We start from the raw sequence: 20,347 nt of genomic DNA, 5'->3' as shown, positions 1-20,347 counted from the left end.
GAAGTGGCGGGCCTAGAAGAGCTCGTCGCCCAGCCGGATCGGCTCGTCGTCGATGTAGCCGTCGCCGTCCACCGACGAGGCGGCCAGGGAGGTGGGCATCGGGCGGCCCGAGTCATCATGCCCGGGATGGCGGGCCAGCCGGGCCATGATCACGTCCAGGGTGAGTTCCGGGCCGGCAGGTCCGTCGGCCACGACGAAGGACTGCTCCTCCTCCACCTTGCGGATGGTGACGACGCCGTGGACGTCGCGGGCAATACGGACATCGCCCTTGATGACGCGGTCGCCTTCGAGCAGGACGCCGCCGGGCGGTGTGGTGAAGCGCATTTTTCCTCTGTTTCCCCTGAGCAGGCGTCGGGAACAAGGCGCCCCCGCGCCGTCGGAGAACTGTACCCGCTCCAGACAGGGGATCCTGCCTGCCCCACGGCCCCTCCTCACCGCCCCGGGACCGGCGTGCCCGGCCAGGCGCTAGCGTGAGGGCCAGCACCATCCGGGGAGTCCTCATGACCGAGTTCTTCGAGGCCTTCAGCAATGGCGCACGCCATCTTCGCGAGGAGCGCGAGTTCCAGCAGGTCAATGTGGTCCAGGCCAAGCGGTCCGGCCGCGGCCCCCAGCCACTGGACCTGGAATCCGGCCGGATCGTGCTGGTTCGCCCCGTAGAGCACCTGCCCGGCGTCCAGCTGTCGGTGTGCCCCGCCGAGGCACGTGACTTTCCCACCGTGGCGCGGATCGCGGTGCGCGCCTACCTGGACGCCGGCGACCTGCGCCATGACGACCCCTATGTCGACGTCCTGAGGGATGTCGAAGGCCGCAGCCGTGAGGCAGAGGTGTGGGTCGTCATGGATGACGTCGGCCCACCGGCTCTACCGCTCGTTGGGCTTCGTCCGGGCTCCGGAGCTGGACTGGTCTCCGCGCCACGACGTCCACCTCATCGCCTTCCGTCTGGGGCTCCGGAGGTAGCACCAGCCTGGCCACCCACAGATGTGGATGGCCAGGCTGGTTCTCAACCCCAACCGATGTCAGGGCACAGGCTCCCTGTCAGGAGAGCGCGGCGCGGGCCAGCTCCCGGGCCTGGGCGGTGTCGGAGGCACCGAGGACGGCCTCGGCGGCCGCCTTGCACTGCTCCGGGGTAACCTTGGCCAGCTGGGCACCGACGGCCGGGATGGCGGCGACGGCCATGCTCAGCGAGGTGACGCCCAGACCCACCAGAACGCAGGCGAGGAAGGGATCGGCGGCGGCCTCACCACAGACGCCCACGGGCTTGCCGATCTTCTGGCCGGCGGCCGCCGTCATGCCGATCAGCGCCAGCACGGCCGGCTGCCACGGATCAGTCAGCCTGGCCAGCTTGGGGCTCATCCGGTCGGCGGCCATCGTGTACTGGGTGAGGTCATTCGTGCCGATGCTCATGAACTCGACGTGCTCCAGGAACTTCTCGGCCTGCACGGCCACGGCGGGAACCTCCACCATGACACCGGGCTTCAGGCCACGCGCGCGGCACAGCTCGGCGAAGGACTTGGCCTCCTCGATGGTGGCGATCATCGGCGCCATCACCCAGGTGGGGTCGCCGTCGCTGGCGGCTTTGACGGCATCCAGCTGGTTGGTGAGCAGGGCGGGCTGGTTCTCGGCGATGCGCACGCCGCGCACGCCCATGGCCGGGTTCTCCTCCTCATCGAAGTTGGCGAACTTCAGCGGCTTGTCGGAGCCCGCGTCCAGGGTGCGCACGACGACCTTCTTGCCGGGGAAGGCGCCGATCACCTCGCGGTAGATCTTGGCCTGTTCCTCGATGCTCGGCTCGTTCTCCGCGCTGAGGAAGCACAGCTCGGTGCGGAACAGGCCGATACCGGCGGCCTCACTGGCAGCGGCACGGCCGGCGCCGGCACCGTCCTGCACATTGGCCAGCACGTCGACGGGGGTGCCGTCGGCCAGCTGGGCCGGACCACGCCAGCTGCGGATGGCCTCGCGACGCTCGAAGTCCGCCTTGACGAGGGCCTCGGCCTCGGCGGCGTCGACACCGGTCTTCAGGGTGCCTGCGGCGCCGTCGATCAGCAGATCGGTGCCGGCCGCCACGTGCTGCAGACCGTTCACGGCCACGATGCAGGGGATGCCCAGCTGGCGGCTGATGATGGCCGTGTGGCTGGTGGGGCCACCGAGCTCGGTGACCAGGCCGATCACCAGCGTCGGGTCCAGGCCGGCGGTGTCGGCGGGCGCCAGGTCATCGGCCAGCAGGATGGAGGGGAACTCGGGGGTGGGAACGCCGGGCTCGGGCTTGCCGAGCAACTCGGCGATCACGCGGTCACGGATGTCCTTGAGGTCCGTGGTGCGCTCGGCCATCAGGCCGCCGATCTTCTCGAACATGGTGACGAACTCGTCGGTGGCGCGGGCCACGGCGAGGTGGCTGGGCATGCCGGTCTTGATCTTCTTGATGATGGCCTTGTGCCAGCCCTTGTCGCTGGCCATGGATGCATTGGCCTCCAGCACATTGGCGGCGACGCCGGTGGCGTGCGAGGCGCGCTGGGCCAGCCGGCTGCTGACCGCCGCGGCGGCGGCCTGGAACTTGCCGACCTCGGCCTCGCGGCCCTCCTCGGCGATGTTCGGGCTGTGCTCGGGGAGCTGGGGACGGGGCGCGGTCCAGATGGCGGGGGCGTAGGCCACGCCCGGGACGACGCCGGTGCCTCGAAGTTCGGCTGCACTGCTCATGGGTAACCCTTCCGATCCGTTGCCGTCGGCTGCGTCTCCCCCGAGGGTCACGCATGCGCGACACCCTGCTCCAGCGCAGGTTCGGGTCAACCCTAGACCACGGTTCCATCGCGGGACAGGGGCCCAGATCTCGCATCCTGGGCCCAACCCTTCCCAAAACAAACACGAAAGCGTACAGTTCACAGAAATTCGGGCATCAAACAGTGTCTGTTTCTCCCCGGACAATTCCTCGCAAGGGGAAATCACGCGCCAAGGAGGACGCATGTACGCCGAAGAGCGACGCCGCTTGATCGTGCAGCTCGCCCGCAGTGACGGACGCGTCCAGGTCAGCACCGCGGCAGCACACTTCAACGTCACCCCGGAGACCATCCGTCGGGACCTCGAGGTGCTGGACCGCCAGGGCATTCTGCGGCGGGTTCACGGCGGGGCCATGCCCTCGGAATTCCTGCCCCTGGGTGACCTTGCGGTCGTCGACCGGGAGAACAGCGCAGCCGAGCAGAAGGAGCGGATCGCCCACGCCGCGCTCGCGCTGCTGCCCAGCCAGCCCTACGGCTCGATCCTGCTCGACGCCGGCACCACCACCAGCCGGCTCGCGCAACTGATCCCCGTCGACACCCGGCTGACCATCTTCACCAACTCCCTGCCCATCGCGGCCACCCTCAGCTCACGCACCAGCGCCGACGTGCAACTCGTCGGTGGGCATGTGCGGGGCATCACCCAGGCCTGCGTCGGCGGGCAGACCGCCCAACGCTTCGCCCGGCTGCGGGTCGACGTCGCCTTCATGGGGACCAACGGCATCACCGGACTGCATGGCCTGTCCACCCCCGACGCGGAGGAGGCCACCGTGAAGGAAGTCATGGTGCGCGCCGGCCGCCAGGTGGTGATCCTCGCGGATTCTCGCAAGTTCGGCAGCGAGACCGCCTCAAGTTTTGCCACACTCGACGACATCGACGTACTCATCACCGATGCCGTCACCGAAGAGCAGCGAACCAACTGCACAGAACGAGGAATCGAGGTCGTCGTCGCATGATCATCACCTTCACCGCCAACCCCAGCCTGGACCGCACCGCCACGGTGGACGGCCAGGTCACCCGGGGCGGCGTCAACCGGCTCGGGCAGGCCTCGGCCGAACCCGGCGGCAAGGGCGTCAACGTCGCCCGCGCCATCAGCCTCGCCGGCGCCGAGGTCATCACGGTCCTGCCCGCCGATGACTACGACCCGATCCTGGAGGGCCTGGACAAGCTGGGCGTGCCCTACCGCAATGTCCCGATCGGCCAGCCGGTGCGCTCCAACCTGACCCTGGTGGAGTCCGACGGCACCACCAGCAAGTTCAACGAGCCGGGGCCGCGGCTGGACGACGAACTGCTGGTCACCCTGCGCAACACCGTCCTGGGCACGGCCCGCAGCGACGGCGGAATGGCGCAGTGGGCCGCGCTGAGCGGATCGCTGCCGCCGGGAGCCCCCGCCAACTCCTACGTCCACCTGGTCAACCTGCTGCACCAGCAGGGAGTGCGGGTGGCCGTCGATACCTCCGACGCCCCGCTGCAGGCCCTGGCCGCCGCCTGGCCCAGCGGCGCCCCCGACCTCATCAAGCCCAATTCCGAGGAACTCGGCCAGCTGTGCGGGGCCGACGGCGACGAGCTGGAGGCACAGGCCGCCGCCGGCAACTGGTCACCCGTCCTCGACGCGGCCCGCAGCCTCCTGGCCCGTGGCGTCAAGGCCGTGCTGGTCACCCTGGGCGCCTCCGGCGCACTGCTGGTCACCGACGAGGGTGCCTGGCACGCCATCCCACCGGCCATCACCGTCGCCTCCACCGTGGGCGCCGGGGACTCGTCGCTGGCCGGCTACCTGCTGGCCGACCGCGAGGGCCTGGGCCCCGACGAGCGGCTGCGTCGCGCCGTCGCCTACGGGTCCGCAGCCGCGTCGCTGCCCGGCTCACAGCTCCCCACCCCCGAGCAGGCCCACCCCGACGAGGTCGTCGTCACCCAGCTTGCCTGAGCACCCCATGGACCAGAGCGCACCGAACCCGAGCGCACAGAACACGAACACACCGAACACGAGCACCACCCACAACACCCACCCGGAAGGTTGACCCCATGTCAGCACCATCACTGATCGAACCAGGACTTGTCGCACTCGACACCTGCCTGGGCGCCACAAAGGAGGAGGTGATCCGCGGTCTGGCCGGGGTCGTCGCCGCCACCGGGCGTGCGGATGCCGAGGGCCTGGCCGCCGACGCCCTGGAGCGGGAAGGCAAGTCCCCCACCGGGATGCCCGGCGGCTTCGCCATCCCGCACTGCCGCAGCGCCGCGGTCAACACCGCATCGCTGGGCTTTGCCCGCCTGAACAACCCGGTCGACTTCGGTGCCAAGGACGGCGCCGCGGACCTGGTCTTCCTGATCGCCGCCAGCGAGAGCGGCGGCGCGGACCACATGAAGCTGCTCACCAAGCTGGCCCGCGCGCTGGTGAAGAAGGACTTCCTGATGGCCCTGCGGGAGGCCCGCACCGCCGACGAGGTCGTCAAGCTGGTGCGTGGCGTCGTGGAGCCCGAAGGCCCCGAGGCCGCCGCCAGTGGCCAGGAGGCAGCCGCTGCCGCCAGCATCGGAGCCCATGCGGCCAACGGCAATGTGGTGCAGATGCACCCCGGCAACGATGCCGCGACGAATGGCGACAAGCCGTCCATCATCGCCATCACCGCCTGCCCCACCGGCATCGCGCACACCTACATGGCCGCCGACTACCTCACCGGCGCCGGTGAGGAGATGGGCGTCGACATCATCACCGAGCCGCAGGGCTCCACCGCCACCGACCCGGTCACCGCGGACCAGATCAAGGCCGCGAGCGCCGTCATCTTCGCCACCGACGTCGGCGTCAAGGGCCGGGAGCGCTTCGCCGGACTGCCGGTGATCGAGTCCGGCGTCAAGCGCGCCATCAACGAGCCGAAGAAGATGATCGAGGAGGCCCTCGCGGCCGCCAAGAACCCGTCGGCCCCCCGCGTGAAGGGCGACGCCTCGGCAGCCGCCTCCGAGGCCGGCGCCTCGAGGAGCCAATTGTCCTTCGGCAAGCGGATCCAGCAGGCCCTGATGACCGGCGTCTCCTACATGGTGCCCTTCGTCGCGGCCGGCGGTCTGCTGATCGCGCTCGGCTTCCTGTTGGGCGGCTACGACGTCGACCCCGCGCTGGCCCTGAGCAATTCGCTGACCAACCTGCCCGAGGCGGGGCCCCACGCCCTGGGTGGCAGTGCCCTGGCCACCTACCTCGGCGCCGTCCTCATGGCCTTGGGCAAGGCGGCCTTCGGCTTCCTGCTGCCCGCCCTGGCCGGCTACATCGCCTTCGCCATGGCCGATCGCCCCGGCATCGTCCCCGGCTTCGTCGCTGGTGCGATCGCGGGTGCCACCGGTGCCGGCTTCCTCGGCGCCCTGGTCGGTGGCCTGATCGCCGGTGCCGTCGCCGCCTGGATCGGTGGCTGGAAGGTGCCCCGCTGGCTGCGCGGCCTGATGCCCGTCGTGATCATCCCGCTGCTCGCCTCCTTCATCGCCGGTGGTTCGCTGCTGCTCTTCCTGGCCAAGCCGATCAGCGTGCTGATGCGGATGATGACCAATGGCCTCAACGGCATGACCGGGGCGTCGATCATCGGGCTGGGCATCATCCTCGGCCTCATGATGTGCTTCGACCTCGGTGGTCCGGTGAACAAGGCGGCCTACCTCTTCGCCACGGCCGGCCTGAGCGTCACCAACCCCGCGTCCATGAAGATCATGGCCGCCGTGATGGCCGCAGGCATGGTGCCGCCCCTGGCCCTGGCCATTGCCACCGCGGTGCGCCCGAAGCTGTTCACCAAGGCCGAGAAGGAGAACGGCACGGCCTGCTGGTTGCTGGGCGCTTCCTTCATCAGTGAGGGCGCGATCCCCTTCGCGGCGGCCGACCCGCTGCGCATCATCCCCGCCACCATGGCCGGGGGTGCCGTCACCGGCGCCATGACGATGGCCCTGGGCGCTGCTTCGAAGGCCCCGCACGGCGGAATCTTCGTCTTCTTCGCCATCGACAAGTTCTGGGCCTTCGCCCTGTCGATCCTGGTCGGGTCGATCATTTCCGCCCTTCTGGTCATCCTCCTCAAAGGCACCCGCAAGGACCAGATCCAGACCCCGGCTCCCGTCGCAGCCTGACATCAGTCACAATTGACCCAGTTCACCTTCGAAAGGAAGCACCATGGCAAGCAAGACCGTTACCGTCGGTTCGAGCGTCGGCCTGCACGCCCGCCCCGCCGCGATCATCGCCGAGGCCGCTGGCGAGTACGACGAGGACATCACCCTCTCGGTTGACGGCGAGGAGGGCGTTGACGCCAGCTCCCCGCTGCTGATCATGACCCTCGGTGCCGAGAAGGGCGCCCAGGTCACCATCGAGAGCGACGACGAGGCCGCCGTCGAGGCCATCGCCGCCCTCATCGAGAAGGACCTCGACGCCGAGTGAGTTCACTCAGCTGACCTTGCAAGGGGCCGGACACCTCATGGTGGCCGGCCCCTTTCACGTCCCCTGACGGGTTCGGGTGAGGCATCCGGGACCCCCGGCGCACCGACGCGACCCACATGTGCAAGTATTAGCACGGAATATTCCGTACATAAAGGGGAATCCGTGTCAGCAAACGAAAGCAAGGCAAACAGAGGACGCTCCGGCATGCCCTCCAGGGACAAGAAGTGGTGGATCGCGCTGGCCACCGTCGTCCTGGGATCCTTCGTGGTCCTGCTCTACATGGGCATGCGCATCGACCACAGCAAGCCGCCGGTGCCCACCAGTGTGGTGGCAGCCGACGGCACCCAGCTGATCAGCGAGGGCGAGATCATGGACGGCCAGCGCGTCTGGCAGTCGATCGGCGGTCAGCAGGTGGGCTCCATCTGGGGCCACGGCGCCTATGTCGCCCCCGACTGGACGGCCGACTGGCTGCATCGCGAGTCCACCTTCCTGCTGGACGGCTATGCCAGGGCCGACGGCGCCAAGGACCACGCCAGCCTCGACACTGAGAAGCAGGCAGCCCTGCAGGCGCGGCTCAAGAAGGCCATGCGCACCAACACCTACGACGCACGAACCGGGACCGTCACGCTGGCACCGGGCCGCGCGGAGGCCTACAAGGCCAACTCCGCCCACTATGCGGACATCTTCACCCACGGTCACGAGCAGTACGCCATTGCCAAGGGCGCCGTGAAGGATCACGAGGCCATGCAGAAGATGAATGCCTTCTTCTGGTGGTCGGCCTGGGCGGCCTCCACGGACCGGCCCGACGGCAGCGAGTCCTACACCGCGAACTGGCCGCACGAGCCCCTGGTGGACAATGTTCCCACCACCACCAATGTGCTGTGGAGCATCGTCAGCTTCATCCTGCTGCTGGGCGGGATCGCCGGCATGGTCTGGTACCACAACATGAGCGACGAGGACGAGGTCACCGACGAGGCACCGGCCAATGACCCGCTGCTGGGCTACCAGGCCACCCCGTCGCAGAAGGCCACCCTGAAGTACTTCTTCGTGGTCGGCGGCCTGTTCGTGCTGCAGATCGCCATGGGAATCCTGTCCGCGCACTATGGCGTCGAGGGTGGCGCCCTGTACGGCATTCCGATCGACCGGATCCTGCCCTACCCCGTCGTGCGCACCTGGCACACCCAGCTGGGCATCCTGTGGATCGCCACAGCCTGGCTGGCCACCGGCCTCTACGTCGCCCCCGCCGTGGGCGGCCGCGAGCCCAGGCTGCAGAAGCTCGGCGTCAATGTGCTCTTCTGGGCGCTGATCCTGGTGGTGCTGGGATCCATGGCCGGCGAGTGGCTGTCCATCCGCGGTTCCCTGGGCTACGGCACCGAGCTGAGCTGGTGGCTGGGCACCACCGGCATGGAATACCTGGACCTGGCCCGGGCCTGGCAGATCGGCCTGTTCATCGGGCTCTTCCTGTGGTTCTTCCTGATGGCCCGCGGCATGTGGCCCGCCCTGGGCCGCGCCAAGGCCGCCGGACACGTCGAACCCACGGACCAGGCCCCGCTGCAGTCGGGTTCGCAGCGCACGCTGGTCGCGATGCTCCTGATGAGCTGTCTGGCCATCGCCTCCTTCTTCGGGGCGGCCTTCGGCATGGGCCACGACACCCACCTGTCGGTCACCGAGTACTGGCGCTGGTGGGTGGTGCACCTGTGGGTGGAGGGCTTCTTCGAGGTCTTCGCCACCGTCGTGATCGCCTTCCTGTTCAGCCGGCTGCGCCTGGTGCGCCCCGCCGTCGCGGCGACGGCCACCATCTCGTCGACGACGATCTTCCTGTTCGGCGGCATCATCGGCACCGGCCACCACCTCTACTTCTCCGGTTCTGACTCCGTCGTGATGGCGCTGAGCGCTGCCTTCAGCGCACTGGAGGTGGTGCCGCTGGCACTGATCGGTTTCGAGGCCATCCGCAACCTGCGGATCCTCAAGGTCAGCGAGTGGGTGGCGGGCTACAAGTGGGCGATCTACTTCTTCGTCTCGGTCTCCTTCTGGAACATGCTGGGCGCCGGAGTCTTCGGCTTCCTGATCAACCCGCCGATCTCGCTCTTCTACGTGCAGGGCCTCAACCTGACGCCGCTGCACGCCCACACCGCGCTGTTCGGCGTCTACGGCATGTTGGGCATCGGCCTGATGCTCTTCTGCGTGCGCAGCCTGATGCCGGGCCGGGAATGGAATGAGCGCTGGATCAAGTGGGGCTTCTGGGGAATGAACGGTGGCCTGCTGGCCATGAGCCTGCTCAGCCTGCTGCCGCTGGGCCTCGCGCAGGCCTGGGCCAGCATCTCGGTGGGCACCTGGTGGGCCCGCAGCTCGGACTTCCTCTACACCCCGACGCTGACCGTGCTGCGCTGGATGCGTACCCCGGGCGACATCCTGTTCGCCCTGGGCGCGTTGTCCATCGGCCTGTTCATGGTGGGGCTGCTGACCGGTCACTCCTACCGTGACCACGCGCCCCTCCACCGGGCCGGCAGCGTGGAGGCACAGCAGGACGAGGAGGGCATCGGGGCCTGACGCGAGTGCTTCGCGGCTGGTTGTGGAGGGGGTGGCTCGGGTGGCCGCCCCCTCCTTCCGTGCCCCCGGCCAGCACCCTGAAGATGTCTCAGTGAACCCTTCTCCAATTGTCAACGGATCTGGTCGAGAAGAGCCCTCCGGCCGGGGTTTGATGGTGGTGTCTTCGAAGGGGTCATCACGATGTCTGTCAGCTTCCGCCACGCCGGTTCGTTCCGGGCCCTGGCCACCGCACTCGCCACGATCATGGCGAGCGCTTGTGCGCTCGGCCTGCCCGGTTCCACCGGACAGGCCGAGGCCGCATCGGCGCCCCGCTCCTACCTGGTCAACGCTCGCACCCCGGGCCAGACGAAGGCCGCACAGGCCGCCGCTGTGAAGGCCGGTGGCCAGGTGGTGCAGAGCTGGCCGCAGATCGGCGTCATCGTCGTGCGCTCCACCCGCCCCGGTTACCTGAACCGTCTCAAGGCCCAGCGCAGCAGGGCCGTGCTGTCCGCCGGCGACGCCCGCGGGATCTCCGCCACCGAGCGGGTCACCGTCGGCAAGCCGGTCACCGTCTCCGCACCCGGCCGCCGCGTCACCGCCACCGCGACGCGCGTCGGCAAGACCGACCCGATGGCCCGCCAGCAGTCCCACCTGACGGTGGACCGCGCGACCAAGGCGCATGCCGTGACTCCGGGATCCAGCCACGTGGTCGTCGGCGTGATCGACACCGGCGTCGACGACCGCCACCCGGACCTGGCCAGGAACTTCAGCCGGGCGGATTCCGTCGACTGCACGAACTTCGGACGCCCGAACACCGCCGCAGGCGCCTGGCGCGGCAAGGACTCCCACGGAACCCACGTCGCCGGCACCATCGCCGCGGCACGCAATGGCTACGGAGTCACGGGCGTTGCCCCCGGCGTGCGCGTCGCGTCACTCAAGGTGGTCAACTCCATCGGCGAGAGCTACCCCGAATACATCGTGTGTGCCTACATGTGGGCGGGCGCCCGGCAGCTGGCCGTCACCAATGCGTCGCTGAACATGTTCGACCTGTGGTGCGGAGACCTGCAGATTGCCTCCCCGGCCATGACCTCCGTGCGCCGCGCCATCGACTACGCGGCGGGCCGTCGCGTCGTCAATGTCTCGTCGACGGGCAATTCCGGCGCCGACATCAGCTGGCAGCGCGGCGAGAGCTGCCAGGACCCCATCTCGGTCAGCAGGAATGTCGTGCACGTCACGTCGGTGAATGCGAAGGGCGGGTTGAGTGAGTTCGCCAGCCACGGCCGCAGCATGACCGACATCGCCGCACCCGGCGAGCAGATCCTGTCGGATGCGGTGGGCCGCCGCTTCGAGCGTCGCAGCGGAACCTCGCAGGCCGCCCCCCAGGTGGCCGGGACCCTGGCGCTGATGAAGTCGCGGCGGCCGGCGGCCAGCAATGCGACCCTGGTGAAGACCCTCAAGCGCACGACGAAGGCCGTGCCGGTGCGCACCATCGGACGCGAGTGCCGCGGTACCGTCCGCTCCAACAGCTGCACCGGTTTCGGCCAGCTCGACTCCTTCGCCGCAGTGAAGGCGATCTGAGTCCCCCAGATGTGAGTGCCCGGTCCGGTTCGTGGGGGGCCGGCCGGGTGCTCCTACCCCATCCACCGGACGGGTGACCGGCGCGACGACGGTGCGGTCCACCACACGCAGACAGGAAGGCCTCGCCGCAATCGCGGCGAGGCCTTCCTTGTCGATGTGGATCAGATGTCCTCGAGCGCCCTGCCCCGGGTCTCCTTTGCCGCGAGGTAGATGACCGCTCCCACCGCCAGGAAGCCCGCGAAGAAGCGGAAGGCCGGCCGGACCGCGTCGGTCGTGACGTTCTGCTTGACCGTGTCGCCGCCGATCATGTGCCCATCAGCGCGCGGGGCAGTCGGCTGGCCGAGGTCCTGGACTGCGACTACCGCCTGATGCCGGCCACCCTCGTGGTCACCGACCAGCGCCTTGCGGTGGCGCTACGGCACGAGTCCCGGTGGCCACCGCACTGGCGCTGGCCGGGCACGCGGACGGAGCCCTGACGGGGATCGGGGCCTTCGACGGCACCACCTCGGGCTCCATCTTCGACAGCTGGCAGACACCGGCGATGATCCGTGAGCTCGCCTCACGCGGCGCCGTGGGCCACGTGCGCGGACACCACTTCACCAGATCGGGGGACCACATCGAGACGGAGATGTGCCGTCGGACCATGGCCGTCCCCCTGAACCAGCTCTCCGGCATCAGCACCGTCGTCGGCGTCGCCTACGGGCCCGAGAAGGTGGAGGCGATCCGGGGAGCCCTGCGCGGGCACCACCTCGACGTGCTGGTCACCGACGGGCAGACCGCGGCCACCCTGCTGTCCGGCTGAGCGCGGCCACGGCCCGTCAGATTCGCCGTGTCCGCCTCCAGCCGGTAGAGTTGAAGGCCTTGCGGGTGTAGTTCAGTAGCAGAACACCCACCTTCCTGGTGGGAGAGCTTGGTGCAATTCCCGGCGCCCGCTCCAAGCACAAGGCCTCCGACCACGGTCGGGGGCCTTCACCGCGTTCGGGGACCTCAGGGCGATCCACCACTGCCGGGCGCCGCATACTCTTGCCGATGTGAGCAGCGCACAGTCCCCGGCCCGTCGTCCCCGTCGTCCATGGCGATGGCTGCTGCGACTCCTGCTGACCGGCGTGGTGCTGTTGGCCGTCGTCGTCGGCATGAGCTGGTACGAGGTGACCCACACGAAGCTGGAGCGGCTGGAGCTCACCAGCACCAAGGTCACCGGCCGCCCGCTCAAGGTCCTGCAGATCACGGACCTGCACACACTGCGCTTCACCCCGCAGCGCGACGACGTGATCCGGATGGCGCAGGAACAGGAGCCGGACCTGATCGCCGTCACCGGTGACTTCGTGAACACCACCACCACGGACATGTCCCGCGTCGACGCCTGGTTCGCCAAGCTCGTCGCCACCGGCATCCCGGTCTACGCCGTCCCCGGCAACCACGACCACTGGGGCGACCACTACCCCGCCGTGCTGGACATGCTGGAAGGCAACAAGGTAACGGTCCTGCTGAACCGGCACGAACGCCTCGACGGAGCCTGGGGGAAGCTCGACGTCATCGGCACCGACGACTACTACACCGAGCACGGAGACCTGACCGAGGCCATGGCGGCCACCCGCGAGGATGCCTACCGGCTGGTCCTGACCCATTCCCCGGAGATCCATCCCGACCTGGCCAAGAGCCCTGCGGACCTGGCCATCTGCGGGCACACCCATGGCGGGCAGGTGCGCATTCCCGGCATCGGCGGCATCATCGCGCCGGGGCAGGGCTGGTTCCCGCACTATGACAAGGGGCTGTTCGACGTGGGCACCTCGAAGCTGTGGATTGACTCCGGAGTGGGCCAGACCGCCCCCCTGCGCCTGTTCGACCAGTCCCAGATCAGCCTGGTCACCATCGCCCCGGCATAGGGATCCTCGGGCGACGGGAATCTTGTCGGTGTCGCCTGCTAGGTTCCCTGCATGGCACGCATCGGTTTCATCTCGCTGCACACCTCGCCGCTCGACTCCCCCGGCTCCAAGGATGCCGGTGGCATGAATGTCGTCGAGGTGCACCAGGCCAAGGCGCTGGCCGACCGCGGCCACGTCGTAGAGCTGGTCACACGCAGGGACAACACCGAACTGCCCGACGTGGTGGAGATCCACCCCGGGGTCACTGTCCAACAGCTGACCGCCGGCCCCACCGAAGCCCTGGCCAAGAGCGCCCAGGAGGAGTGGATCGAGGGCTTCTCCCGAGCCTTGGCCCAGCTGGAACCCTACGAGGTCGTGCATTCGCAGCACTGGATGAGCGGAGTGGCGGCACTGCCCGTCGCGCAGCAATGGGGTGTACCGCACGTGCAGAGCTTCCACTCGGTGGCCGCGCTGCCCGGTGACCCGTTGAGCGAGGGAGAGCCGCCCGAGTCTCCCGGCCGCAATGCCGGTGAGCGGTTGATCGCCAGCCAGTCGGACCTGGTGGTCGCCGTCAGCCAGTACGAGGCGTCGACGATCGTCGAGCGCTGCGGCGCGGATCCATCACGCGTCGTCGTGGTGCATCCCGGCGTCGACACCGAGCTCTTCCATCCGCTGGACGGGCACTGCCGTCCGTGGAATCCGGAGCAGAACAGCCCCGATGAACCGCGCCAGTTCGGGTCGGTGTGCGTGCAGCCCAACCCCAACGGCTACCTGCTCTTCGCCGCCCGGCTGCAGCCACTCAAGGCCCCTGACCTGGCGCTGGTGGCGGTGGCAGGGCTTCCCGAGGAGATCCGCCCAACCCTGGTGATCGCGGGCGAGGCCAGCCAGGACTTCGCCAGCTACCGCGACGAGCTGATCGACCTCTCCCAGAACCTGGGCATCGCGCACCAGACCTGCTGGCTGGGATCGCAGTCCCGGGAGGACCTGGCCCGCCTGTTGCGCGGCGCGCGAGCGGTGCTGGTGCCGTCCTTCTCCGAGACCTTCGGGCTGATCGCGATGGAGGCGCAGGCCTCCGGCGTCCCCGTGGTCAGCGCCGATTCCGGCGGCCTGCGCGAAGTGGTCGACGACGGCGTCACCGGCGTACTGGTGGCCGAACGCACCGCCGAAGCCTGGACCCGGGTACTGACCGAACTGCTCGAGGATCCGGAACGGCTGTGCACCATGGGCCGCGCAGGACGGGAGCGGGCGCTGACCTTCGGCTGGGACGACGTCGCCCGGCAGCTTGAGGAGCAGTACGTCGCGCTGCTCGCGAACGGACCCGCCACGCGCGGGGTGGCGGAAGAGCCCGTCGCAACCGCATCACTGCTCGACGGCGTGCGACGCGTCCTGTTCTGCCACGCACATCCCGACGACGAGACGCTGTCCACCGGCGCGCTGATCACCCACCTGGTCTCCCGTGGCATCGCCTGTGACCTGGCGACCGCGACCCGCGGGGAGATGGGCGAGGTGGTCGAGGGGCCGCTGTCCCACCTGGCCGGTACGCCGGAACTGGAGGAGCACCGGATCGGTGAGCTGGCCGGCGCACTGCGCGAGCTGGGCGTCGAACGGCACGCCTTCCTGGGTACCGCTCCGGCACGTGCCGCGGGGCTGCCCACTCGGCTCTACCGCGATTCCGGCATGGAATGGATCCTCCCCGGGCTGGCCGGCCCCGCCGACGCCACCGACGAGCGCAGCTTCACCTTCGCCGCCCCCGAGGAGTGCACGGCAGACCTCGTCGCGCTGATCGAACGGTGGCAGCCGGACCTGATGGTCAGCTATGACGCCAATGGCGGCTACGGGCACCCGGACCATGTACGGATGCACGAGGTGGCGCGCGAAGCGGCACGTCAGGCGGGGGTGCGCTTTGCCGAGATACGCCACAGCCCCTCGACAGGCTCGGGGAACGGGATTGCGGTGGACTCGGGAAACGAGGACTCGGAAACCCCGACGCCCGAGCCCGTCGAGGTCCAGTGGTTCGACCTTCCCGAGACGCTTCCCGTCGTCGCCGCAGCCCTGCGGCACCACGCCACCCAGCTGACCGTCCAGCCCAATGGCACCGAGGTGGTGCATTCCGGCGGGCAGCTCGAGCAGATCGTCACCTCCGTCGGCCTGGCCCGCGGCTGATCCCGGACGCAGGACGGCCCCGATCCGGCAGGGATCGGGGCCGTTTCAGGATGAGGTGGCTCAGCGATGACCGCGGATGCGCTTGTCCAGCAGGGTGTAGAGGCTGACGGCCGCACCGACGAAGGCGATGCCGAGCGCGACGTGCAGCCACTTGAGGCCGTTGCTGCCGCCGATCATCTCTCCCAGGCCGGTCTGGATGATGGCCAGCACCGGCAGGCTCAGAGCGTGGAAGAACAGGCCCTTCGCCGACGAGTCGGCCTTGCTCAGCTGGAAGGCGAAGAACGCCGCCACGATGCTCGCCAGCAGTGTGATGTAACCGAAACCGCTGTGGGCCTTGGCAAGCCCGTTGGAGTAGCTGGTCAGCAGTGCGACGCCCAGACCGAGCTGGATGAGCACCGAGCCGATGATCACGAGGGCGGTGGTCTTGAGACGGGAGAGGGCGGGGGTCACGGTCGTAGCCATGCCCCGAGTCTACGTGATTTCTTGAATCCTTGACTTCCAGCGCCCGGGCACCACTCCGCGGCCGATAGTCTGTCCCCTGACACAGCACGCGCGCACCAGCGGCCGCTCCCGCGGCCTCGAGGAAGGCATCCTCTTGAAGGACATCGTCGTTTTCTCCGGCTCCGCCCACCGGTCCTTGGCGAAGGAGATCTGCGAACACCTCGGTGTTCCCCTCAGCGGAGCCGACATCAGCCGGTTCAGCAATGACTGCATCCAGGCGCAGTTGCTGGCCAACTGCCGCCGTCGCGACGTCTTCATCGTCCAACCATTGGTGCCTCCGACGCAGGAGAACCTGATGGAGCTGCTGCTGATGATCGACGCGGCTCGCGGCGCCTCGGCTGACTACATCACCGCCGTCATGCCACACTACGCCTACGCCCGCAGTGACAAGAAGGACGCCAGCCGCATCTCCATGGGCGGCCGCCTGGTGGCCGACATGCTGAAGACCGCCGGCGCCACCCGCGTGCTCACCATGAGCCTCCATTCCCCGCAGGTGCAGGGATTCTTCTCGATGCCGGTGGACCAGCTGACGGCCATAGGAGTCCTGGCCGAGCACTACCAGGGCAAGGACCTGTCCGACTGGGTGGTCGTCTCCCCGGACTTCGGCAATGCCAAGGAGGCCGCCACCTTCGCCCGCCTGCTGGGCGTGCCGATGGCCGTCGGCTCCAAGAAGCGCGTCGCCGATGACAAAGTGGTCATCGACTCGATCGTCGGCGACGTGGTGGGCAAGAAGGCCATCGTGATCGACGACGAGGTCGCCACCGGCGGATCCATCATCGAGCTGCTGGACAAGCTGGAGGAGTTCGGCTGCCAGCAGGCGTCGATCTGCACCACCCACGGCCTGTTCGCGGGCAAGGCCGTCGACCGCCTCCAGGGCCACCACATGATCACCGAGGTGGTCACCACCAACACCGTCCCGCAGGACCACCCGGACTGGACCCAGCTGGAGGTGCGCAGCGTCGCCGGCCTGTTCGCCGAGGCAATCAGACGCACCCACGACGGCAAGAGCGTCAGCAAGCTCTTCCGCGGCGTGGACCCGCAGTACGCTCCGCCGCCGCCCCGCGACGGCCTGTTCTGAGTCCTCGACAGGCTCGGGGAACGGAAGCCAGCCCAGCGGCGGGAACGGAAGCCAGTCCAGCGGCGGGAACGGAAGTCAGCCCAGCGGCGTGAAAGGCCAGCCGGTCACCATCCCGTTGGGGTTGCCGTGCTCGCGGTAGAACTCCATGCCGAACATCTGGCGGAAGACGTTCTCCGGGAAACCGGTGATCATGCCCACGTCTGACTTCTGGCTGGCGTGGCAGAGCAGCGCCCGCCGCTTGGTGGAGGCCTGGTCCGCGACGTCGACGGCCCAGTGGATCTCCTTCTCCGGGGTGCCCATCGGGTTGCCGTCGTCGGCGGGACCGGCGGGGTCGAAGGCCATGTCCATGCCCGCGTCCTGGGCGGCCTGCATCATCCGCGCGGTCAGGTCCCGGTTGATGGTGACCTCCAGGATGCGGGGACGACGCCTCGCGAGGGCGGCGGCCCGGTAGGTGACGGGGTGCACCTTGACGTGATCGGGGTGGCCGTAGTTGCCGTGCCAGTCGTAGCCCACCAGGACGTCGGCCTCCTCCTCGTCGAGGATCCGCGCCAGCCGGGCCGCCGCCTCGTCCAGGTCCGCGCCATGGAAGGCGCCGGGGGCGTCGTTCATCTCCCAGCCGGTCATGCCGGAGTCGGTGTAACCGAGCCATTCGACGCGGTGGGTGCCGATCACCTCGGCGGAGGCCTGCGCCTCCGCACGGCGTCGGTCGACGATGGTCTCGCCCTCGCGCAGGTCGTCGGGGACCTCGCCGTGGTCACCATTCGTGGCGAAGACGACGATCACCCGGTCTCCCTGCTGGACGGCGCGAGCCATGGATCCCGCGGTGCCGGAGGCCTCGTCGTCGGGGTGGGCGTGGAAGAAGACGATCGTGCTCATGGGCCCATGATTCCACGCAGATCTGTTGATCACTCAATCAACCGGACGGGCCACGAGAACCCGCCACGGGCTGGCGCGGGGCTGGCTGGGGCCCGCGTGGGCGAGGCGGACGGGCCGAATCTGGTGGCCGATTCCCGTGGCCGGCTCCCCTACCCTTGAAGCATGACCCCCGCGCTGATTGCTGTCCTCGTTGCCCTGCTCGCCCTGGTGGGGCTGTGCGGGATCGTCATCCCTGCCCTGCCGGGCTCCCTGACCGTGGGGCTGGGGGCGCTGGTCTGGGCCATCTGGGGGAACTCGTCGTGGGGCTGGATCGCCTTCGGGGTCGCCATCGTGCTGCTCGCCATCGGGATGGGATCCTCCGCGCTGTTGACCAAGCGCAACCTCGACAGCCGACAGATCCCGCAGTGGCCGGTGATCGTCGGTCTGGTCTGCGGTCTGGTGGGCGCCTTCGTGCTGCCGGCGCTGGGCCTGCCGATTGGTTTCGTGCTCGGCCTGTTCTGCAGCGAGCTCTACCGGGTGCGCAATGTCTCGCAGGCCGTCTCCACCAGCGTCGCGGCCCTGAAGGCGATCGGCACCGGCATGTTGATCGAGCTGGCGTGCGCCATGACCGCCACCGCCGTGCTCGGCGCGAGCGTGATCAGCGGCCTGCTCTGACGAGCTGCCCAGGAAAACCACGTCACAGGCAGCAGAACCGGGTGCGATCTGCTGGCTCAATGATCTGGAGCGGTGGGCCCAACAGATTGCGGAACTGCTACGTCCGGGTGGTGTCTTCTACATCCAGGACGGCCACCCGATGCTCTACGCGTTGGAGGAGACGGGGCCGAATCTGTGCGTCGCCCACCGTTACTTCCCCACCGGGGAGGCACAGGCCTGGGATGATCCCGGCACCTACCTGGGCGGCGGCACCGTCGAGCACACCCGTGCACCTTCACCGTCGTCGCGCGCAAACTCTCGCCAGGACCTGAGCGGAGCTGAAGAGTTCGCCCCCGCCCCCCATACTGGCACCCGACTCCGCAATGATTGAGCCACAGCTCGGCCACTGAAACCAGGGGATGGTGCGATGTCACAGACTGGATGCCCGATTGGCCACAACACCCGCAAGTCCAACTACCCCGGGGAGACCCTCGAAGGCGGCGTCGACGTGGTGGATGGTGTGTGGCAGGTGCGTGACATGGGCGTGGCCCGCGAGGTGCTCCGCAGCCGCGAGACCACCCAGGCCGGCTTCAATGCGGAGGCCATCAACATGGGCCGGCTGCGCAAGCCCATCCTCTACGCCGACGGCGAGGGCCATCGCAAGCAGCGTGCCACGATCGCCCGCTACTTCGCCCCCAAGACCGTCGACTCCAACTACCACGAGCTGATGGAAGGCTACGCGGACCAGCTCGTCGACGAGTTCCGGACCTCGGGCAGCTGCGACCTGTCCCAACTGACTCTGCGCTACTCCGTGGTGGTCGCCGCCCAGGTGGTCGGGCTGACCGACAGCGACACCGATGCCATGGGCCGCCGCCTGGAGCGCTTCTTCGCCAATCCCGCCATCCCCCCGTCCCAGGAGGGCACCTCCGACAAGCCCACCCTGCGCAGCCGCTTCAGCTCCATCCGGATGGCCACGCTGGGACAGGGGCCGATGCTGCTCTTCCACTTCAAGGACGTCCGCCCTGCCATCAAGGCGCGCAAGGCCAAGCGCTCCGACGACGTGATCAGCCACCTCATCGACGAGGGCTACACGGACCTGGAGATCCTCATCGAGTGCGTGACCTATGCCGCCGCAGGGATGGTCACCACCCGCGAGTACATCGGGATGGCCACTTGGCGGCTGTTGGAGGACGAGGAGCTGCGCAGCCGCTACCTCAACGCGCCGGACAAGGCCGGACGCTACGAGGTGCTGCTCGAGATCCTCCGTCTGGAACCCATCGTCGGCCACCTCTACCGACGCATGCAGGCACCGCTGGAGGTCAGCGTCGACGGCCAGACGCGCACCATCCCGAAGGGTGCCCTGGTGGACATCCACATCCGCAATGCCAATGCCGATCCGGCCATCGCCGGCGACGACGCGCTCCAGCTGTGTCCGGGACGCGAGCTGCCGCCGCGCGTGGGCAAGGAGGTGGTCAGCTTCGGCGATGGTGGCCACAAGTGCCCCGGCAATTCGCTGGCCATCCAGGAGGCCGACGTGCTGCTCCAGCGCCTGCTGCGGCTGCCGGTGAAGCTTGCCACGAAGCCCGGGATCGAGTGGGACGAGCTGATCAAGGGTTATGAGGTGCGCAACATCCGCCTGGTGCTGGACCGCGACGCCTGAGGTCTCGTCCGGGGCTGGGCACGGCTCCGGGATCGCGGGGCATACCGGCGACCTCCGGTCACCTCATGACGCTTCGTCCGGCTTGCGCCGTCCTTGCGTTTCAGGCATCTCAGCGCCGTCACGCCCCGCGATCCCTGCGCCGTGGCGATCTCGTCGCGTCACGCGTCGTGGTCCGGGAGCAGGCGGATGGTGCGGGGGATCCGGCTGGGGTGCGCGAGGGCCGGTTTCGACGCCGAATCACCATGATCCGCACCGTCGGGGCCTCATCCCCAGCCTTGGGGCCCCACCCGCATGTTCGAACAT

Annotated in this window: 19 protein-coding genes and 1 tRNA gene; 14 read left to right on the top strand and 6 right to left on the bottom strand. The window is 68.7% G+C overall.

Translation table 11 applies throughout. The annotated features are described in order from the left end of the window. Window positions 1-12: 12 nt before the first annotated feature. The 3 genes from EDD41_RS10785 to ptsP form a co-directional block, all read right to left on the bottom strand. Window positions 13-324, bottom strand: coding sequence for a hypothetical protein (locus EDD41_RS10785; protein ID WP_094763496.1), 312 nt, complete (start codon window positions 322-324; stop codon window positions 13-15). 107 nt (window positions 325-431) lie between these two features. Next, on the bottom strand, window positions 432-767 hold the full coding sequence (locus EDD41_RS16890; RefSeq protein WP_170165332.1) for a hypothetical protein: 336 nt from the start codon (window positions 765-767) through the stop codon (window positions 432-434). Between the two features lie 268 nt (window positions 768-1,035). After that, complete coding sequence (gene ptsP, locus EDD41_RS10775; protein ID WP_123575908.1) at window positions 1,036-2,694, bottom strand: phosphoenolpyruvate--protein phosphotransferase; 1,659 nt, start codon at window positions 2,692-2,694, stop codon at window positions 1,036-1,038. A gap of 262 nt (window positions 2,695-2,956) precedes the next feature. Here ptsP and EDD41_RS10770 point away from each other — a divergent pair, with 262 nt between their 5' ends. The 6 genes from EDD41_RS10770 (at window position 2,957) to EDD41_RS10745 (ending at window position 11,268) form a co-directional block, all read left to right on the top strand. Further along, on the top strand, window positions 2,957-3,724 hold the full coding sequence (locus tag EDD41_RS10770; protein WP_123575907.1) for a DeoR/GlpR family DNA-binding transcription regulator: 768 nt from the start codon (window positions 2,957-2,959) through the stop codon (window positions 3,722-3,724). Next, entirely contained in the window at window positions 3,721-4,692 is a 972-nt protein-coding gene (locus EDD41_RS10765; protein WP_123575906.1) for a 1-phosphofructokinase family hexose kinase, read from the top strand. The genes EDD41_RS10770 and EDD41_RS10765 overlap by 4 nt, the downstream gene beginning before the upstream one ends. A 98-nt stretch (window positions 4,693-4,790) precedes the next feature. After that, window positions 4,791-6,857 (top strand): PTS fructose transporter subunit IIABC, encoded by a 2,067-nt coding sequence (locus EDD41_RS10760; protein WP_123575905.1) that lies wholly within the window; start codon window positions 4,791-4,793, stop codon window positions 6,855-6,857. A gap of 43 nt (window positions 6,858-6,900) precedes the next feature. After that, window positions 6,901-7,161, top strand: coding sequence for an HPr family phosphocarrier protein (locus EDD41_RS10755; protein WP_094763490.1), 261 nt, complete (start codon window positions 6,901-6,903; stop codon window positions 7,159-7,161). Window positions 7,162-7,365: 204 nt separating this feature from the next. Then, complete coding sequence (locus tag EDD41_RS10750; RefSeq protein WP_123575904.1) at window positions 7,366-9,711, top strand: nitric-oxide reductase large subunit; 2,346 nt, start codon at window positions 7,366-7,368, stop codon at window positions 9,709-9,711. Window positions 9,712-9,891: 180 nt separating this feature from the next. Further along, window positions 9,892-11,268 (top strand): S8 family serine peptidase, encoded by a 1,377-nt coding sequence (locus tag EDD41_RS10745; RefSeq protein ID WP_123575903.1) that lies wholly within the window; start codon window positions 9,892-9,894, stop codon window positions 11,266-11,268. A gap of 161 nt (window positions 11,269-11,429) precedes the next feature. Here EDD41_RS10745 and EDD41_RS16885 read toward each other — a convergent pair whose 3' ends face one another. Further along, the gene (locus tag EDD41_RS16885; protein WP_170165331.1) at window positions 11,430-11,576 is read right to left on the bottom strand and encodes a hypothetical protein; all 147 of its coding nucleotides are present in this window, start codon (window positions 11,574-11,576) and stop codon (window positions 11,430-11,432) included. A 122-nt stretch (window positions 11,577-11,698) separates the two neighbouring features. Between EDD41_RS16885 and EDD41_RS10740 the strand changes: the two genes are divergently transcribed. The 4 genes from EDD41_RS10740 (at window position 11,699) to EDD41_RS17200 (ending at window position 15,296) form a co-directional block, all read left to right on the top strand. Continuing rightward, window positions 11,699-12,070, top strand: a complete 372-nt coding sequence (locus EDD41_RS10740) for a sugar-binding domain-containing protein (RefSeq protein WP_170165330.1) — start codon at window positions 11,699-11,701, stop codon at window positions 12,068-12,070. A gap of 61 nt (window positions 12,071-12,131) precedes the next feature. Beyond that, window positions 12,132-12,205 (top strand) — tRNA-Gly (locus EDD41_RS10735). 94 nt (window positions 12,206-12,299) lie between these two features. Beyond that, window positions 12,300-13,154 (top strand): metallophosphoesterase, encoded by an 855-nt coding sequence (locus tag EDD41_RS10730; protein WP_148060533.1) that lies wholly within the window; start codon window positions 12,300-12,302, stop codon window positions 13,152-13,154. Between the two features lie 51 nt (window positions 13,155-13,205). Beyond that, on the top strand, window positions 13,206-15,296 hold the full coding sequence (locus EDD41_RS17200) for a glycosyltransferase (protein WP_123575900.1): 2,091 nt from the start codon (window positions 13,206-13,208) through the stop codon (window positions 15,294-15,296). A 60-nt stretch (window positions 15,297-15,356) separates the two neighbouring features. On the opposite strand, the gene EDD41_RS10720 is transcribed toward EDD41_RS17200, so the two are convergent. Beyond that, complete coding sequence (locus EDD41_RS10720) at window positions 15,357-15,758, bottom strand: hypothetical protein (RefSeq protein WP_123575899.1); 402 nt, start codon at window positions 15,756-15,758, stop codon at window positions 15,357-15,359. A 133-nt stretch (window positions 15,759-15,891) separates the two neighbouring features. Here EDD41_RS10720 and EDD41_RS10715 point away from each other — a divergent pair, with 133 nt between their 5' ends. Further along, window positions 15,892-16,875: a ribose-phosphate diphosphokinase gene (locus tag EDD41_RS10715; protein WP_094763483.1), complete on the top strand. Its 984-nt coding sequence runs from the start codon at window positions 15,892-15,894 to the stop codon at window positions 16,873-16,875. A gap of 75 nt (window positions 16,876-16,950) precedes the next feature. Here the strand turns inward: EDD41_RS10715 and EDD41_RS10710 are convergent, their stop codons facing one another. Then, window positions 16,951-17,751 carry a PIG-L deacetylase family protein gene (locus EDD41_RS10710; protein WP_123575898.1) on the bottom strand — a complete coding sequence of 267 codons (801 nt, stop codon included), beginning with the start codon at window positions 17,749-17,751 and terminating at the stop codon, window positions 16,951-16,953. A gap of 162 nt (window positions 17,752-17,913) precedes the next feature. On the opposite strand from EDD41_RS10710, the gene EDD41_RS10705 reads away from it, so the two are divergent. The 3 genes from EDD41_RS10705 (at window position 17,914) to EDD41_RS10700 (ending at window position 20,044) form a co-directional block, all read left to right on the top strand. Next, the gene (locus EDD41_RS10705; protein WP_123575897.1) at window positions 17,914-18,405 is read left to right on the top strand and encodes a DUF456 domain-containing protein; all 492 of its coding nucleotides are present in this window, start codon (window positions 17,914-17,916) and stop codon (window positions 18,403-18,405) included. 139 nt (window positions 18,406-18,544) lie between these two features. Then, the gene (locus tag EDD41_RS16590) at window positions 18,545-18,775 is read left to right on the top strand and encodes a hypothetical protein (RefSeq protein WP_148060532.1); all 231 of its coding nucleotides are present in this window, start codon (window positions 18,545-18,547) and stop codon (window positions 18,773-18,775) included. 36 nt (window positions 18,776-18,811) lie between these two features. Continuing rightward, window positions 18,812-20,044, top strand: a complete 1,233-nt coding sequence (locus tag EDD41_RS10700) for a cytochrome P450 (RefSeq protein ID WP_123575896.1) — start codon at window positions 18,812-18,814, stop codon at window positions 20,042-20,044. The last annotated feature ends 303 nt before the right edge of the window (window positions 20,045-20,347 follow it).

It is taken from the genome of Luteococcus japonicus, assembly GCF_003752415.1.
Classification (GTDB): domain Bacteria; phylum Actinomycetota; class Actinomycetes; order Propionibacteriales; family Propionibacteriaceae; genus Luteococcus; species Luteococcus japonicus.
This window is presented reverse-complemented; position numbering and strand designations above follow the sequence as displayed.